We start from the raw sequence: 16467 nt of genomic DNA on the forward strand, positions 1-16467 counted from the left end.
TATCACAATAGACAGCCCCGGATTGCGCTGCGCTCCATCCGGGCTGCCGGAGACGGCACCTTGACGCCGTCCCCGCGCCATGATGAGTATCCGCCCATGAGCACCGCCGTCCGCCCATCCCGTCTTTGGTGGCGCACCTCCTGAGAGGTGGCCGGTGCGATTTATTCTCCCAAAATCGTCTGAGGTCGCCCACGCAGTGCGGCGGCCTGATCGTTTGTCCTGTGTGGCGTTCCCTCGACAAGTTTCGTAAGAGGACCCGATGAACAGGACCGTCTTTGCCCTTCCGGCTCGAAGCGACTATGTGACCCGCGCGGGGCTCGCGATCACGCGCGTGGCGGAACAGTTTTCCGGCGGCGCCAACCGGCTGGACGATCTCGTCAGCCTGCTCGACCGTCGCCGCGGCGTGGTGCTGTCGTCGGGCACGACCGTGCCCGGCCGCTACGAGAGCTTTGACCTCGGCTTCTCCGATCCGCCGCTCAAGCTCGAGACCACTGGCGTCAATTTCAAGCTGGAAGCGCTGAACGCGCGCGGGGAGGTGCTGATCGCCTTCCTCGCCGACGTCTTGCGCGAGCCCTGCGTCGTGATCTCCGAGACAACGCCCACGCGCCTTGCCGGTCATATCATCCGCGGCGAAGCGCCGATCGACGAAGACCAGCGCACGCGGCGCGCCAGCGTGATGTCGCTGGTGCGCGATCTCGTCGCCGCCTTCTCCGCCAATGACGACGGGTCGCTCGGCCTGTTCGGCGCCTTCGCCTACGATCTCGTGTTCCAGATCGAGGACCTCGTGCAGAAGCGCGCGCGGGAGAGCGACCAGCGCGACATCGTGCTCTATGTCCCCGACCGCCTGCTCGCCTATGACCGCGCTACCGGCCGCGGCGTCGTGCTCACTTACGATTTCGCGTGGAAGGGCAAGTCCACCGCGGGCCTGCCGCACGAGACCGCCGAGAGCCCATACCTCAAGACGCCGCGCCAGGGTTTTGCCGATCACGCGCCCGGCGAATATCAGGCCACGGTCGAGACCGCGCGCGCCGCCTTTGCGCGCGGCGATCTGTTCGAGGCGGTGCCGGGGCAGCTCTTCGCCGAGCCCTGCGACCGCTCGCCGGCCGAAGTGTTCCAGCGGCTCTGCGTCATCAACCCGTCGCCGTACGGCGCGCTGATGAATCTTGGCGAGGGTGAATTTCTCGTCTCGGCCTCTCCGGAAATGTTCGTGCGCTCGGACGGACGCCGGGTCGAGACCTGCCCGATCTCGGGTACGATCGCGCGCGGTACCGATGCGATCGGCGATGCCGAGCAGATCCGCCAGCTCCTGAACTCCGAGAAGGACGAGTTCGAGCTCAACATGTGCACCGACGTCGACCGCAACGACAAGGCGCGCGTCTGCGTCCCCGGCACGATCAAGGTGCTGGCGCGCCGGCAGATCGAAACCTATTCAAAACTCTTCCACACCGTCGACCATGTCGAAGGCATGCTGCGTCCCGGCTTCGATGCGCTCGATGCGTTCCTCACCCATGCCTGGGCCGTCACCGTCACCGGCGCGCCAAAACTCTGGGCGATGCAGTTCGTCGAGGATCACGAGCGCTCGCCCCGCCGCTGGTATGCGGGCGCGATCGGGGCGGTGAATTTCGACGGCAGCATCAACACCGGCCTCACCATCCGCACCATCCGGATGAAGGAAGGCCTCGCGGAAGTGCGTGTCGGCGCCACCTGTTTGTTCGACTCCGATCCCGCCGCCGAGGACCGCGAATGCCAGGTCAAAGCTGCCGCTTTATTCCAGGCCTTGCGCGGTGATCCGCCGAAGCCGCTGTCGGCCTTTGCGCCCGATGCGACCGGAAGCGGCAAGCGGGTGCTGCTGATCGACCATGACGACAGCTTTGTGCATATGCTGGCCGATTACTTCCGCCAAGTCGGCGCCGACGTCACCGTGGTCCGACATGTGCATGCGCTCGACATGCTCAAGCAGAAGCGGTGGGATTTGCTGGTGCTGTCGCCCGGCCCTGGCAGGCCTGAGGATTTTGGGATCAAGAAGACCATCGACGCGGCGCTGGAGAACAAGCTGCCGGTGTTCGGCGTCTGTCTCGGCGTCCAGGCGATCGGCGAATATTTCGGCGGCGAGCTCGGGCAGCTCACGCATCCCGCTCACGGCCGGCCCTCGCGGGTGCAGGTCCGCGGCGGGCGGCTGATGCGCAATCTGCCGAACGAGATCGTAATCGGCCGCTATCACTCGCTCTATGTCGAGCGCGACAGCATGCCGGAGGTGCTATCCGTCACCGCCAGCACCGAGGACGGCGTCGCCATGGCGCTGGAGCACAAGACCCTGCCGGTCGCCGGCGTGCAATTCCATCCGGAATCGCTGATGTCGCTGAGCGGCGAGGTGGGCTTACGAATTGTCGAGAACGCGTTCCGTTTGGATGCGCGCGCTGATTGAGAGGCACCATGACTTTTGACCACGATCTGAAGGCAAGCGTCCGCACCATCCCGGACTACCCGAAACCCGGGATCTTGTTCCGCGACATCACCACGCTGCTCGCAGATGCGCGTGCGTTCCGCCGCGCGGTCGACGAACTCGTCAATCCCTGGGCCGGCAACAAGATCGACAAGGTCGCCGGCATGGAGGCGCGCGGCTTCATCATCGGCGGCGCGGTGGCGCACCAGGTTTCGGCCGGCTTCGTGCCGATCCGGAAAAAAGGCAAGCTGCCGCACACCACCGTGCGCATCGCTTACTCTCTCGAATACGGCATCGACGAGATGGAGATGCATGTCGACGCCATCCAGCCCGGCGAGCGCGTGATCCTGGTCGATGACCTCATCGCCACCGGCGGCACCGCGGAAGGCGCGGTGAAATTGCTGCGCCAGATCGGCGCCAATGTCGTTGCCGCCTGCTTCATCATCGACCTGCCCGATCTCGGCGGCGCGGCCAAGCTGCGCGCGATGGACGTGCCGGTGCGCACGCTGATGACGTTCGAGGGGCACTGAGCGGCAACGGCGCCGCTGGCGACGTTCAGATCGGCTCGGCCTTCAGCTCCGACAGCCAATGCAGCATGCGCTCTTGGAGCAGCGCATTCCTGACATAGGCGGTCTCCTCATCCTCCAGACGCTCACATTCGCCAAACATCAGGCCTGCCTCGCCATGCGTGTTCCACGCAGCCTGGAGGCTACGGCAGGTGTGGCTACCCTGGCGCAGCGAGAACCAGATGCGGTTCTGGATTGTGTCGAGGTTCGGGGCTTGGCCGACCCAGGCCTCGCCCGAGGCCGCGCAGCGGACGACGTATATGCCTGCAACGGTCTTCCGCTCCTTGTAGGCGGCGATCGCTGCTTTCCGGTCGATGGTCACGGTGAGGTCCTTGCTGAGGAACGCTGGTGCATGGACTCAGTAACCGCAGGGCCGCTCGACGTCAATATTATCCGGGTAAATATTCAAGATCGTTGCAGGATCAGGCTGAGCTCGAGCTCGCGGAAGGCGAGATAGTTGCGCCGGGTCCACTGGTGCAGCTCGGTCGAGGCATCTTTCTCCTGGCGCAGATAGCCGGTGAAGGAGAAGTTCAGGCGGCCGATATAGGTCTTCAGGAAGCCGGGCAACGCCGGCAGGCGCAGCAGCCGGCCGCCGGCCATCGCGGCCGGCAACTCGCCACGCACGACGTGCTCGTTGTCCACCGTGATCAGGTTGATCCGCGGGATCTGTTCGCGCAGCATCTCGTGCGCGCGGGCCGAGACGCGGTCGGTGTCGGCGACGAACAGGATCATCGGCGCGACGTGGCGGCGCGCCGCCTCTTTCAACAGGCCGATCTCTTCGGTCATCTTGAAGAACTCGTCAAAGGCGTGGAAGCCGAGGTCGATCACCTTGGCTACCCCGTCATCGACGATGACGCGATCCATCAGCTGCATCTTGCCATAGGTGTCGATCACGTCGGCGGTCTCGGTGATCTTTGGCAGATAGTCGAGCAGCGACGGCTCCTTCAGGTTGACGTCGAAGGCCACGACGTTGCCGTTCTTGAGCAGCAAAAATTCGCTCAAAAGCCGCGCCAGCAGGGTCTTGCCGACCTGCGGGCGGGGCGAGCAAATGATGTAGAGGGGCGTCGCGGGCATCGATAGCTATATCAGTCGAACTCGGCGACCAATCCAGCCGTATCCGCCCGGCTTGCGCAACTATTTTTCGCTGTTGCGGGTGACGGGCTTGGAGCCGACGATGTCGGTCAGCCGGATCCGGTCGAATTCGCTCCAGACGTTCGCCAACCAATGCCGGACATACCCGCGCAGCACGAACGAATAGTTCGCGGCCTCGTCGTTGATGCCCTTGTTGGCGACGAATTTCAGGAACGGGACGGAGGAAACTTCGACCTGCTCATAGGCCATTTCGTTGAGCTTGGGGATGGTCAGCTCGGTCGCATCCTTGATGCGGTGGAAGTAGGAATTATAGGTCGCCTGGTCCCATTGGAAGAACTGGGTGTCGTTGATGAAGTTCTTCACCAGGAAGTATTTGGCACCGGTCATGAAGCCTGCGGTCTCGGCGATTTCGTCCAGAGAGGCGATTGAGGGTCCGAGGATGTGGAACACGGCAAAGGTGATCTGGCCGGCCTTGGCGGCATCGAGGAAGCCGATGTCGCGCAAGGAGGCGAGCGCCGGCGACAGCAGACCGGCGCGGACGTCGATCACGGTGACCGACGGGCTCGTCGCGTTCAGCGTATCGAAGATCTTCATCTGATCCGACGTCGTCGTCATGTCGACGATCTCGGTGATGTCAGGGTGGAAGCGCTTCAGGGTTCCGCGCGGCGACTCGGTGTCGAAGGCGCGCGTCGGCACGTTGTTGGCGGAAAAATAATCGAGCAAGGTCCGCGACACCGTGGTCTTGCCGACCCCGCCCTTGTCCGCGCCCACCACAACCACTGCCGGCTTTGCCATTGCTGTCCCCTAACGCGCGCCCCCGATCGCGAAGTCGCAATCGGCCGGGCCCCAAATCGATGTCCCAAGGATGTCCCGAGGATGTCCCATGCCTGCTGTTGGGCGCGAACATGGCAGAAACAAGGGAGAATTCAATTCCGCAGGCCCCAGTTACGGCAATTCCCGAGGTTTTTCCCAATCGCGACGAGGCCTGCCGCGCGTGGCGTCAAATCACGCTCAATGGCGGCCCCAAGGACCTATCGGGTTGCTGGTGGCGGTTCCGGCGGGGCTGGGTGCGGGCACGGGCGGCGGACTGGTCGCGCCGCTGGCGTCGTTCCAGGGACCCTGACGCAGCGGCGGTGGGGTGTCCTGCCGATCGGCTTGCGTGTCTGGCTCCTCGGCCTCGTCGGCGGGAGACGGCAGCGGGCCAGGATCATGGCCGCCGGCGAACTTGACCAGCGCGTCGACCCGGGACTGCACCGAGGGGTGGGTCGCGAACAAATCGGCAAAACCCTCGCGCGGATTGTCGACGCAGAGCTCCATCACCGCCGAGGTTGCGCCCGGCAGCTCGCCGCGGTTCTCGATCTTGCGCAGGGCCGAGATCATGGCGTCCGGGTTTTTCGTCAACTCGACGGAGCCCGCGTCCGCGAGATATTCCCGCGAGCGCGACAGCGCGAGCTTCACCACCTGCGACAACAGCCAGGCCACCACGATCAGCACGATCGCAATGATGATGACGATCACCGCGCCGCCGCCGGAACTCTTGCTGTCACTCGACGACGAGGATGATCGTGACGACGAGGAGGAGCCTGACGACCACGAGCCGCCGGAGCCGGAGCTCCAGCTGAAATTCGTGAACAGGCGGAAGAACAGTTCGCCGAAGAAGCCGACCACGCCTGCGATGATGACGGCGACCACCATGAGCTGCACGTCGCCGTTCTTGATGTGGGTCAGCTCGTGGCCCAGCACGGCCTCGATCTCGTTGTCGTTCAGCGCATTGAGGAGACCGGTGGTAACGGTGATCGAATATTGCCGCGGGTTGAGGCCGGTCGCGAACGCGTTCAGCGCCGGGCTCTCCATGATCTTCAGCTTCGGCATCGTGATGCCGCGCGAGATGCAGAGATTTTCGAGCAGATTATAGAGCCGCGGCTCCTCCTGCCGGGTGACGTCGTGGCCGCCGGTCACCGCATCGATCATCGACTGGTGGAAGAAATAAGCGATCGCGATCCAGGCCGCTGCCACGAGGGTCGCAACCGGTGCGGCGACTTTCAGGTCATAGAAGGCGCGTCTCAGATAATGGACGACAGTCTCGTCGCCGTTGATGACGACTTCGGCGATCAGCGCGCCGGCGTAGACCAGCACATAGACCAGCGCGAACAGGCCGGCGAGCAGGAGCATCGAACGAAACTTGTTCGAGGCGATGTGCGTGTAGAGACCATACGCGGCCATGACGCGATGCCCTGCCGGCCTATCGGCTCAACTCAGAACTTCACCTGCGGCGTGGCTTCGACCTCGGAGCGGCTGGCACCGAGATCGAAGAAGTCCTTTTTGGTGAAGCCGAACATGCCGGCGAACAAGGCGGCCGGCATCTGCTGGATGCCGGTGTTGTATTCCTGGACCGCGCTGTTGAAGAAGCGGCGGCTGGCCGCGATCTTGTTCTCGAGGTCGGACAGCTCGCTGGCGAGTTGCTGGAAATTGGCGTTGGCCTTGAGGTCGGGATAGGCCTCCGAGAGCGCAATCAGTCGGCCGAGCGCGCCCGAGAGCTGGTTCTCGGCCGCGGACACCTGCGCCGGTCCCTGCGCCGACATCGCCGAATTACGCGCCTTGATGACGTCGTCGAGCGTGCCGCGCTCATGCGATGCGTAGCCCTTCACGGTCTCGACCAGGTTCGGGATCAGATCGTGACGCTGCTTGAGCTGCACGTCGATGTCAGCAAAGGCCTGGCCGACGCGCTGGCCCAGCGCCACCAGCCGGTTGTAGGCGGCGAAGGCAAAGAACACGAGGACGACGATAACGCCGAGGACGATCCAGCCGGTCGACATGGAGAACTCCTGAAGGGGGAAGAAGGCGGGCGCAGCCTAGACCAAATTGGCGCGGAGCGAGAGCCCCGGCGCAGAAGGGAGGTAGGATTTGGTCGGATGAGGGACTATCCGAGTTCAAGGCGAAAGCGCCGGAGGAGGTTAACTTTCGGACAGGACGGCATCACCCCAGCGCCAGCGGCGGGCGCTTGCATAGGCGGCCTTGTCGCGGCGCGGGACCTTGGCGAGTTCGACGCCTTGCTCGCTACAGAGCTTGGCCGTGATCTCGGCCTTGCCGAGATCCGGCGGCGCCAGCACGCGCGCGCCGCGGGTTGCAGGCGGCGTACGGGTCAGCGCCACGTAGATGAATCGTTCGTCCTCGAACGGCACCTCGGCGCCCTTGATCTGGCGATGAGCCTGCGAGCGCGGCAGGCGCTGGGAGAAATGGCACCAGTCGGGCGCCGTCAGCGGACACGGCTTTTCGTGCGGGCAGGGTGCGGCGACATAGGCGCCCGCCGCGATCAGTTGCTGGCGCAAAGCGAGGATGCGGCCGTAGCCGGCGGGGGTGCCGGGCTCGATCACGACCAGCGCGTGGCGCGCTTTCGCCCACATCATTTCCGCGAGCTTGCGTTGATCGCCCTCACTGAGCTCGCCGATGACATAACTCGCGACGACGAGATCGGCTTGCGAGACCTCGGCGAGGTTCGCGCCGGCATCGCCCGGCAGATAGCGGCAATCCGCCAGACGGGTGCTGTCGCGGGCCAGTTCGAGCGCGAGACGGCTGAGGGTGGCGTTGGCGTCGAGCAGGGTGAAATCCTGCAACGAGGAGAACGCCTCCGCCGCGGCCCAGCTCGCGGTGCCCGGACCTGCGCCGACGTCGAGCAGCGTTTCCGGAGCGAGGTCCGGTGCGATCTCGGTCAGCGCATTCAGACTTGCCGCCACCGCCGCATAGGTCGCCGGCATGCGCGCAAGCGCATAGGCGAGCGCATCGGCCTCCGACTTGATCGTGCCGGAGCCACCGCCTGTACGATAGGTGGTCGAGATTTTCTGCGATCGCTGCGCAGCATCGGTGCGGGAAAAGCCCTGCAGCTTGCCGTCGAGAGCGGCCTTTAGCTCAGCGGGAAGCGCGGGCGAGATCATCTTAATTCGTCGTCATTCCGGGGCGCGTGTAGCGCGAACCCGGAATCTCGAAATGGTGGCGCGAAATTCCGGGTTCGATGCTGCGCATCGCCCCGGAATGACGTCCCAAAAATCACGCCACGTTCTGGTCGAGAATGTCCACCGCCTCTTGCAGGTTCACCGACACCAGTTGCGAGACGCCGCGTTCGGCCATGGTGACGCCGAACAGGCGGTTCATCCGCGCCATCGTGATCGGGTTGTGGGTGATGATGATGAAGCGCGTGTCGGTCGAGGCGGTCATCTCGTGCAACAGGTTGCAATAGCGCTCGACGTTGTGGTCGTCGAGCGGCGCGTCGACTTCGTCCAGCACGCAGATCGGCGAGGGATTGGTGAGGAACACCGCGAAGATCAGCGCCATCGCGGTCAGCGCCTGTTCACCGCCGGAGAGCAGCGACAGCGTCTGCGGCTTCTTGCCCGGCGGCTTGGCGATGATTTCGAGGCCGGCTTCGAGCGGATCATCGCTCTCGATCAGATGCAGCGCGGCTTCGCCGCCACCGAACAGCTCGACGAACAGGCGCTTGAAGTGGTTGTTGACGACCTCGAACGAGGTCAGGAGCCGCTCGCGCGCCTCCTTGTTGAGGCTCTGGATGCCCTGGCGCAGCCGCTTGATGGCCTCGACGAGGTCGTCGCGCTCGGTGACCAGGCCGTTGTGCTGGGTTTCGACCTCGCGCAGCTCTTCCTCGGCGCGCAAATTGACCGCGCCCAGCCGCTCGCGATCGCGGCGCATTTTTTCGAGGTCTTCCTCGATGTCGTGCAGCGGCGGCAGCTCCGTGCCGGGTTCGATCTCGGCGAGGCCGGCAACGGCCTGCGGTTCGACCTCGAGCATGTCGCAGATTTCGCGCTCGATGTCCTCGAGCCGGCGCCGCGCGCCTTCCATGCGCTCCTCGGCGCGGGCGGTGGCCTCGCGGGAGCTTGAGAGCGCTTCGAGCGTCAGCTTCGCGACGCGATCGGTTTCGGCCATCGCGTTTTCCGCGCTGGCGAGCGCATCGGCGGCCATGCGGCGGTCGTTTTCGGCATATTCGATCTCGGTGATCAGCGCGCTGCGCTTCTCCGCGAACACGGCCGGCGCGTTCTCGAGATCGCTGCGCTCGATCGAGACTTCGGTGATGCGGGTCTGGATGGTGTCGATGTGGGAGGCCGCGCTCTCCTTGCGGTTCTGCCACTCGGTGCGTTCGGCGAGGATCGCCTGCACGCGGCGGTCGGCCAGCTCGGCTTCGCGCGCCAGCGCCTGTGCCTCGGCGCGGACCTGGGCGGCCATGCGGCGATGACCTTCGATGTCGCTGCGGACGGCGGCCAGACGGGTTTCGGTGTCCTCGCTCGACGGCAGCTCGGAGATCCCGGCCTCGGCGTATTCGTAGGCGGCTTCGGCCTCGGCGCGGTCGGCGGCCAGACGGCTGTGTGCTTCCGACAGCGTCGCCTTGCGCGCGGCGTGGCGGCTGATCTCGCGCTCGACCGTGGCATGGCGCTCGCGCGCGACGTTGAGCTCGCGCTGCGCGGCGCGCCAGGCTTCGCGGCTCGCACCTTCGGTGCTGGCGGCCATCTGCAGCTCGGCTTCGGCGTTCTCCAGCGCCTGACGCTTGATCTGCGCGTCGATGCGGGCCTGCTCCAGCTCGTTCTCGATGTCGATGAGGCGGGCGCGCTCGGCAAGCCGCCGTGCTGCGCCGGTCGGCGCGTGGGCGGCTGCGACAAAACCGTCCCAGCGCCAGACGTCGCCTTCGGGCGAGACCAGCCGCTGGCCGGTCTTGAGCTGCGAGACCAGCTCGGCGCCGCGCTCGCGCGGCACCACGCCGATCTGCGCCAGGCGGCGGGTCAGCTCGGCCGGGGCCTGAACGTGGCTGGCGAGAGGCACGACGCCTTCGGGCAGTTCCGGATCGCCGTCGGTGACGCCGGCATTGGTCCAGCGCATCGGCGCGGACGGATCGACCGGGGCGTCGAGATCGTCGCCAAGCGCTGCGCCGATCGCCTTTTCGAATCCCTTGTCGACGGTGATGCCGTCGATGATCGGCGGCCACAGATTCTTGGTCTCGCCGTTGAGGATCTTGGAGATCGTGCGCGCCTCGGTATCGAGCCGCTGCACGCGCTTGTCGGCTTCGACGAGCGGCGAGCGCGAGGATTCCAGCGTCTGCCGCGCGACGACGTGCGCGGCTTCGCTGGCTTGAGCCGCGGCTTCCGAGGCTGCCAGCGTCTGCTCGGCGTTCTCGACGGTCGCGGTCAGCTCGTCGAGATCGCCGAAGCCGCCGGTCTCCTCGGTGAGCTTGTGCTCTTCCGCCGCGACGTTCGAAATCTCTTGGTCGAGCCGGGCGAGCTTGTCGCGGTGGGTTCGAACGTTGGCTTCGAGTTGATTGCGCTTGGCGGTGAGGTCGGCGAGCGCGGTGGTGAGCTCGGCGAACTGCTGCTCGGTTTCGGTCAGCACCGCCTCGGCTTCGGCGACACGCTCATCGACGCCGGAGCGCTTCTCGACGCGCGACTTGATCTCTTCCTTCAGCTCGGCATCTTCGGCGTCGAGGCGCTGCAGCGCGACATCGGCGTCCATGGTCTGCTGCTGGGCGCGCGAGATGTCGCCTTCGAACTGGGCGAGGCGCCGCTCGAGCTCCGCGACGCGCTCCTTGGCGCGCTCTTCCTCGCGATCGAGCAGTTCGCGGGCGTTGGTCAGGCGCTGCAGCCCCGCCGCGGCGCGAGCTTCGGCATCACGCAGCGCCGGCATTTCGGCGGCGCGAATCGCCTGGATGCGGGCCGCCTCGGCCTGGTGCTGGGTGCGCTCGGCCATCTCGCGGACCGCGAGATCGTGGGTCTGGCCGGACTCGTTGACGTCGGCATGGGCGCCGATCCAGCGCAGGTGGAACAGGGTTGCTTCGGCCTTGCGGACCTTGGCCGCGACCTCGCGATAGCGGACGGCCTGGCGGGCCTGCTTCTTCAGGCCTTCCATCTGCCCGGCGAGCTGGCCGATCACGTCCTCGACGCGGGTGAGGTTGGTTTCGGCCGCCTTGAGCCGCAACTCGGCTTCGTGGCGGCGGGCGTGCAGGCCGGCGACGCCGGCGGCGTCTTCCAACACGCGGCGGCGCTGTTCGGGCTTGGCCTGAATGATCTCGCCGATCTTGCCCTGGTGGACGAGGGCCGGCGAGCGCGCGCCGGTGGCGGCGTCGGCGAATAGAATCTGCACGTCGCGGGCGCGCACGTCGCGACCGTTGATGCGGTAGACCGAGCCGGCCTCGCGCTCGATGCGGCGGGAAATTTCCAAAAGCTGGCTGTCGTTCATCGCCGCCGGCGCGGTGCGATCGGAATTGTCGATCGTCATCGTCACTTCGGCGTGGTTGCGCGCGGGACGATTGCCGGAGCCGGCGAAGATCACCGCGTCCATGTCGGCGGCGCGCAACGACTTGTAGGAGGTCTCGCCCATCGCCCAGCGCAGTGCCTCGACCAGATTCGACTTGCCGCAGCCGTTGGGGCCGACCACGCCGGTCAGGCCGGGCTCGATGACGAAGTCGGTGGCCTCAACGAAGGACTTGAAGCCGTGAAGGCGCAGGCGGGTGATTTTCATAAGCACGCATCTCTGTTGGCAGGCGCGAATCCCCCTGCCGGGACAATACCATGGAAGGCAGTGTCGCTATCCGGGCGAGTCGCGCGAGGGCGCCTCATGCGGTCGGACAATGGCCGCGGTGCGCCGCGAGGGCAACCGGCGAAAGCCGTTTTTCCCAAGGGATTTATGCCGGGAAAGATACGGCTATCGAGATGCGAATCGGGAATGTGCGGTGCGAATCAGCTCTTGAGCAGCGGATTGATCTTCTTGGCGAATTCCTCGAACGAGGTCTCGCCCTTGATCTTTTCGCCGTTGATGAAGAACGTCGGGGTCGAATCGACCTTCAGAACGTCGCTGGCATATTTCTGGTCGGCGGCAATCTTGTCCAGCAGCGCCTGGTCCTTCAGGCAGGCCTCGACCTGCTGCTGGGTGAGACCGGCCTGCTTGCCGATCCGCGTCAGGGTCTCCGTGGTGTTCTTCATCACCCAGTCGTTCTGCTGGCGGAACAGCATGTCGGTGACGGCAAAGTATTTCGGCGCGTCGCCATTGGCGATGCAGCGCGACAGCATCGAGCCGGCGGCGGCTTTGATGTCGAGCGGGAACTCGCGGAAGATGTAACGCACCTTGCCGGTGTCGATGTATTCCGACTTGATCTTGGGAAACACCTGCTCATTAAAAGCCGCGCAATGCGGGCAGGTCATCGAGGCGTATTCGGTGATGGTGACGGCGGCGTCCTTCGGGCCCAGCGCCATGTCGGGCAGCGACACCGGCTTGGCCACGTCGCCAGGCGCCGCCTGCGCCATTGCTTCAGGGATCATGGCATCGGAGATGAACCGCAGCGGCGAGAGCCCGGCGAGCGCGGCAAGCCCGGTCAGCGACAGCATCGACGTGAAGGCGCGGCGGGTGATGATCAAGGTCGGCTCCCGGATTGGCGTGGTGTCGCCCGAAATTCGCGTTCAGACGGCCTGTCGCTAGCTTGAAACGTCGTTTGAGGCAATGGCGAGCGGCAAGGACAGGTCCAGTTTGGCCGCAGAATAAGGCTCAATTTCGCTTGATGGCGGCCCCGAGGCGCGCCAGCGCTGACTTCAATTGTTCATCTTCGATGTCACCCAGGCTCTCGGCCACCTCGGCCACCGATTTGGCGTCCGGGGGGCTGGGCCGGGTCGGCCGGCGAGCGCGCGACAGCGGAGCCTGGCGGAAGGCCAGCTTGCCGACCGCGCTCCAGCCGAAGAAGCGGTTGACCCGCTGCAGGATCACATCGGCGGAGTGCTGGATCTCCAGTGCCATCGGCCCCTCGACCCGCAGCACCAGCGTGGCCGGCTCCTGCGGCTGACCCTCGACCGGCCGCGGCCATTGCATCTTCAGCGGCTCGGCATGAGCCGCGATCTCCGGCCCGGCAATCTGCGCCCACCGCGTCACCAGCTCGCGCGCGGCAAATCCCTGCTTGGCATAGGCTTCGGCAAAGACGTCGTTGAGCAGGAGCGACAGCGGCTTGGCGCTGATGGGACCGGGTTTGATGGGGCGAAGCTTGGACATGGGACCTTATAGCACTCCGGCGCGTCCGCCACAGGCTCTTGGCGGCGAAGGCAAGCTCTTGGCCGCGAAGAAAGACGTGGACGCCCGCGACGAGCGTGGGCATGACGTGGAGAGATCGGTGCATTGCCGTTACAGTGCGAACATGAGCCCCAAATCCGCCCTCAAGGCGAAATCGGAACCAATTCAGCCGGAGACCTCGCCGCGCCCGCTCGCGCTGCTCGATTGGTACGACCGCCACCGACGCCGATTGCCCTGGCGCGCTGCACCCGGCGAGGCATCCGACCCTTACCGCGTCTGGCTGTCCGAGATCATGCTCCAGCAGACCACGGTGAAGGCGGTCGGGCCCTATTTCGAAAAATTCGTCGCGCGCTGGCCTGATGTCACCGCGCTCGGGCGGGCCTCGCAAGACGACGTGCTGCGGATGTGGGCCGGGCTCGGCTATTATTCTCGCGCTCGTAATCTCCATGCCTGCGCGGTCGCGGTGACGCGCGAGCACGGCGGCACCTTTCCCGACACCGAACTGGGCCTGCGCGCGCTGCCGGGCATCGGGCCCTATACGGCGGCAGCGATCGCGGCGATTGCGTTCGACCGCCGCACCATGCCGGTCGACGGCAATATCGAACGCGTGGTCTCGCGGCTCTTTGCAGTTGAAGAAGAGCTCCCGCAGGCCAAGCCGCTGATTCAGGAGTTGGCTGCGACGCTGCTCGCCGATTCTCGCGCCGGTGATAGCGCGCAGGCGCTGATGGATCTGGGGGCCTCGATCTGCACGCCGAAAAAGCCGGCCTGCTCGCTGTGCCCGCTGAACGAGGACTGCACGGCGCGCGCACTGGGAACGCAGGAAACGTTTCCGCGCAAGGCGCCGAAGAAGAGCGGCGCGCTACGGCGCGGCGCCGCCTTCGTTGTCACGCGCGGCGACGAGCTTCTCGTCCGCAGCCGTCCCGAAAAGGGTCTGCTCGGCGGCATGACCGAGGTACCGGGATCGGATTGGCTGGCCGGGCAGGACGATGCCAAGGCAAAACAGCAGGCGCCCGCGCTGAAGGGGCTGTCGCGCTGGCACCGCAAGGCAGGCGTGGTCACCCACGTCTTCACGCATTTTCCGCTGGAGCTCGTGGTCTACACGGGCAGGGCGGAAGCGCGGACGCGGGCACCCGCGGGCATGCGCTGGGTGCCCATTGCCACTCTCGCCGACGAAGCATTGCCCAACGTCATGCGCAAGGTGATTGCGCGTGGATTGGACCCCTAGCTGCCCATCCTGCTGACAACATGCTGGCAGCAGGGCTGCGTTAGCTGTGGCCGGCAACGGAGGCTCCCATGATCAAGACCGCGCTCGACAGTTTTCCCAGGCCGCCTTGTGCCGAGCTGCTCGGATGGCGCTTGCTCGACGCCCGTCCCGGGGAAGGCTGGATCAAGCTCGCCTTCGACGGCAAGCCGGAGTTCTGCAATCCGGCCGGCTTCATCCAGGGCGGCATGCTCTCGGCCATGCTCGACGACACGATGGGCCCCGCCGTGCTGGTGATGAGCGAGGGCCGGCTCTACACCACCACCATCAGCATGACCGTGAATTTCCTCGCGCCCGCGAAGCCCGGGCCGATCATCGGCGAGGCCAAGGTGACGCAGCTCGGCAGGACGATTGCGTTCGTCGAGGCCAGGCTGACGGCGGAGGACGGCACGCTGCTGGCGACGGCGACCGCGAGCGAGCGGCTGCTCGAAGCGGCGAGGGTGGTGGGCAAATAGCTGCCGCGGACTCTTTCTTCCTTCTCCCCTTGCGGGAGAAGGTGGCGCGAAGCGCCGGATGAGGGGTTGGTTCAGCAAGTTCTAATGCGGGTTGGCTTCGCGGAGGCAGACCCCTCACCTGAGTGAGTCCGCGTCTACCGGCGCCGCTGCCCTCTCCCGCAAGGGGCGAGGGCGCATCAACGTGCGTCTCGCTTCGTGCGAATACTCATTTCGTCGCGCGCGCACCCGCGCCCACGATCGGCGGCTTCGCATTCAGCGCTTCCACCTGGAAGCCGGCGACGCGCTTGTAGTTGGCGGCAACATCCTCGAGCTCCTGTTGCGACAGCACGTCAGTGACGACCTTGTAGCCATCCGGCGCGCGCTCCTCGACGAGCTGCATCACCTGCTCGGGGCCGTTCTTGCGGTTGAGCAGGACGAGACTGGTGGTTGCAGGCCGCCGCTCGGCCTCATAGGCGAGCAGGGCCGCTTGCGTCGGGCCGTGCGCCAGGATCTCGCGGGTGATGGTGCGGGCATCGAGGATCGCCTGCGAGGCGCCGTTCGAGCCGATCGGGTACATCGGATGCGCGGCGTCGCCCATCAGCGTGACGCGGCCGAGAGTCCATTGTGACACCGGATCGCGATCGACCAGCGGATATTCATAGGCGTGCGGACAGTTCTTGATCAGGCCGGGCACGTCGAGCCAGTCGAACTGCCAGCTCTCGAACCAGGGCAGAAACTCCTCCAGCCGCGCGGTGCGGTTATAGTCTTCGCGCCGCCATTGATAAGTTGGCGGCATGTGGCGCTCGGCAACCCAGTTGATCAGATGGTTGCCCGCGGCGTCCGGTTCCTTCGAGATCGGATAGCAGACGAATTTCAGGATCTCGTGGCCGGCCATGATCATGGTGCGACCGCTGAGGAAGGCTTTTGCAGGCGTGACGCCGCGCCAGAGGATGCGGCCGTTCCAGATCGGCGGACCTTCGTTCGGATAGAGTTTGTCTCGCACGGCGGAATGGATGCCGTCGGCGGCGATCAGGATCGTGCCGTCGTAGGTCCCCGCGGCCTTGCCGGTGGCCTTGTCGATGAAATCGGCGCGCACGCCGTCAGCGGTTTCGCTCCAGCCGGTCAGATGATGGCTGGTCAGGATGTTGTCGCGGCCGAGGCGCTCGATCGCGGTGTCGAGCAGCAATTGCTGAAGCGTGCCGCGATGGATCGAAAATTGCGGCCATTTATAGCCGGCTTCCAGCCCGCGCGGCTCGCTCCAGATCGGCTTGCCGTGCTTGGAGAAATAGGCCAACTCGCGGGTGCGCACGCCGGCGGCATCGAGCTTGTCCATCAAGCCGAGCTCGATCAGCTCGCGCACCGCGTGCGGCAGCACGTTGATGCCGACACCGAGCGGCCGCAGCTCGGCGACGCTCTCGAACACTTTTACGGGAATGCCGATTCCGTGCAGGCTGAGCGCAAGCGTCAGCCCGCCGATGCCGCCACCGGCGATGAGTACGGTCATGGGAAAGCCCCTCCAACTCAGGGCGTCTTGGCACAGCCGGGCGCCGGTGGGCAACTGCGAAGAACAAGAGCGCTGAGAACGCTGTGCTATGGACCTCGGGGCCCGCAGCCGTTACCTTCCGGCTT

Annotated in this window: 14 protein-coding genes; 4 read left to right on the forward strand and 10 right to left on the reverse strand. The window is 65.6% G+C overall.

Features of this window, described 5'->3' with window-relative positions:
• Window positions 1-259 precede the first annotated feature (259 nt).
• Complete coding sequence (locus AC0L3P_RS11055; protein ID WP_473301867.1) at window positions 260-2425, forward strand: anthranilate synthase component I; 2166 nt, start codon at window positions 260-262, stop codon at window positions 2423-2425.
• A gap of 8 nt (window positions 2426-2433) precedes the next feature.
• Entirely contained in the window at window positions 2434-2973 is a 540-nt protein-coding gene (locus AC0L3P_RS11060) for an adenine phosphoribosyltransferase (RefSeq protein WP_007595035.1), read from the forward strand.
• Between the two features lie 25 nt (window positions 2974-2998).
• On the opposite strand, the gene AC0L3P_RS11065 is transcribed toward AC0L3P_RS11060, so the two are convergent.
• The 9 genes from AC0L3P_RS11065 to AC0L3P_RS11105 all read right to left on the reverse strand — a co-directional run bounded on the left by AC0L3P_RS11065 (window position 2999) and on the right by AC0L3P_RS11105 (window position 13125).
• Complete coding sequence (locus AC0L3P_RS11065; protein ID WP_473301868.1) at window positions 2999-3331, reverse strand: GIY-YIG nuclease family protein; 333 nt, start codon at window positions 3329-3331, stop codon at window positions 2999-3001.
• 83 nt (window positions 3332-3414) lie between these two features.
• A complete protein-coding gene (locus tag AC0L3P_RS11070) occupies window positions 3415-4083 on the reverse strand; it encodes a hypothetical protein (RefSeq protein ID WP_473301869.1) in 669 nt (222 codons plus the stop codon).
• Between the two features lie 60 nt (window positions 4084-4143).
• Complete coding sequence (locus tag AC0L3P_RS11075) at window positions 4144-4896, reverse strand: P-loop NTPase family protein (RefSeq protein WP_028134861.1); 753 nt, start codon at window positions 4894-4896, stop codon at window positions 4144-4146.
• Window positions 4897-5112: 216 nt separating this feature from the next.
• On the reverse strand, window positions 5113-6324 hold the full coding sequence (locus AC0L3P_RS11080) for a M48 family metallopeptidase (protein WP_275171552.1): 1212 nt from the start codon (window positions 6322-6324) through the stop codon (window positions 5113-5115).
• A gap of 32 nt (window positions 6325-6356) precedes the next feature.
• Window positions 6357-6917 (reverse strand): LemA family protein, encoded by a 561-nt coding sequence (locus AC0L3P_RS11085; RefSeq protein ID WP_007595027.1) that lies wholly within the window; start codon window positions 6915-6917, stop codon window positions 6357-6359.
• 138 nt (window positions 6918-7055) lie between these two features.
• On the reverse strand, window positions 7056-8033 hold the full coding sequence (locus tag AC0L3P_RS11090; RefSeq protein WP_473301870.1) for a small ribosomal subunit Rsm22 family protein: 978 nt from the start codon (window positions 8031-8033) through the stop codon (window positions 7056-7058).
• A 112-nt stretch (window positions 8034-8145) separates the two neighbouring features.
• On the reverse strand, window positions 8146-11610 hold the full coding sequence (smc, locus tag AC0L3P_RS11095; protein WP_473301871.1) for a chromosome segregation protein SMC: 3465 nt from the start codon (window positions 11608-11610) through the stop codon (window positions 8146-8148).
• A gap of 218 nt (window positions 11611-11828) precedes the next feature.
• Window positions 11829-12503, reverse strand: coding sequence for a DsbA family protein (locus tag AC0L3P_RS11100; RefSeq protein WP_473301872.1), 675 nt, complete (start codon window positions 12501-12503; stop codon window positions 11829-11831).
• Between the two features lie 127 nt (window positions 12504-12630).
• A complete protein-coding gene (locus tag AC0L3P_RS11105; protein ID WP_275171557.1) occupies window positions 12631-13125 on the reverse strand; it encodes a DUF721 domain-containing protein in 495 nt (164 codons plus the stop codon).
• A gap of 142 nt (window positions 13126-13267) precedes the next feature.
• Between AC0L3P_RS11105 and mutY the strand changes: the two genes are divergently transcribed.
• Together mutY and AC0L3P_RS11115 are read left to right on the forward strand one after the other, a co-directional pair.
• Window positions 13268-14368: an A/G-specific adenine glycosylase gene (gene mutY / locus AC0L3P_RS11110; protein WP_473301923.1), complete on the forward strand. Its 1101-nt coding sequence runs from the start codon at window positions 13268-13270 to the stop codon at window positions 14366-14368.
• A gap of 68 nt (window positions 14369-14436) precedes the next feature.
• Window positions 14437-14859 (forward strand): PaaI family thioesterase, encoded by a 423-nt coding sequence (locus AC0L3P_RS11115; RefSeq protein WP_275171559.1) that lies wholly within the window; start codon window positions 14437-14439, stop codon window positions 14857-14859.
• A 205-nt stretch (window positions 14860-15064) separates the two neighbouring features.
• Here the strand turns inward: AC0L3P_RS11115 and AC0L3P_RS11120 are convergent, their stop codons facing one another.
• The gene (locus AC0L3P_RS11120) at window positions 15065-16342 is read right to left on the reverse strand and encodes a flavin-dependent oxidoreductase (RefSeq protein WP_275171560.1); all 1278 of its coding nucleotides are present in this window, start codon (window positions 16340-16342) and stop codon (window positions 15065-15067) included.
• Window positions 16343-16467: the final 125 nt, after the last annotated feature.

The sequence above is a fragment of the Bradyrhizobium sp. WSM4874 genome (genome assembly GCF_055811835.1).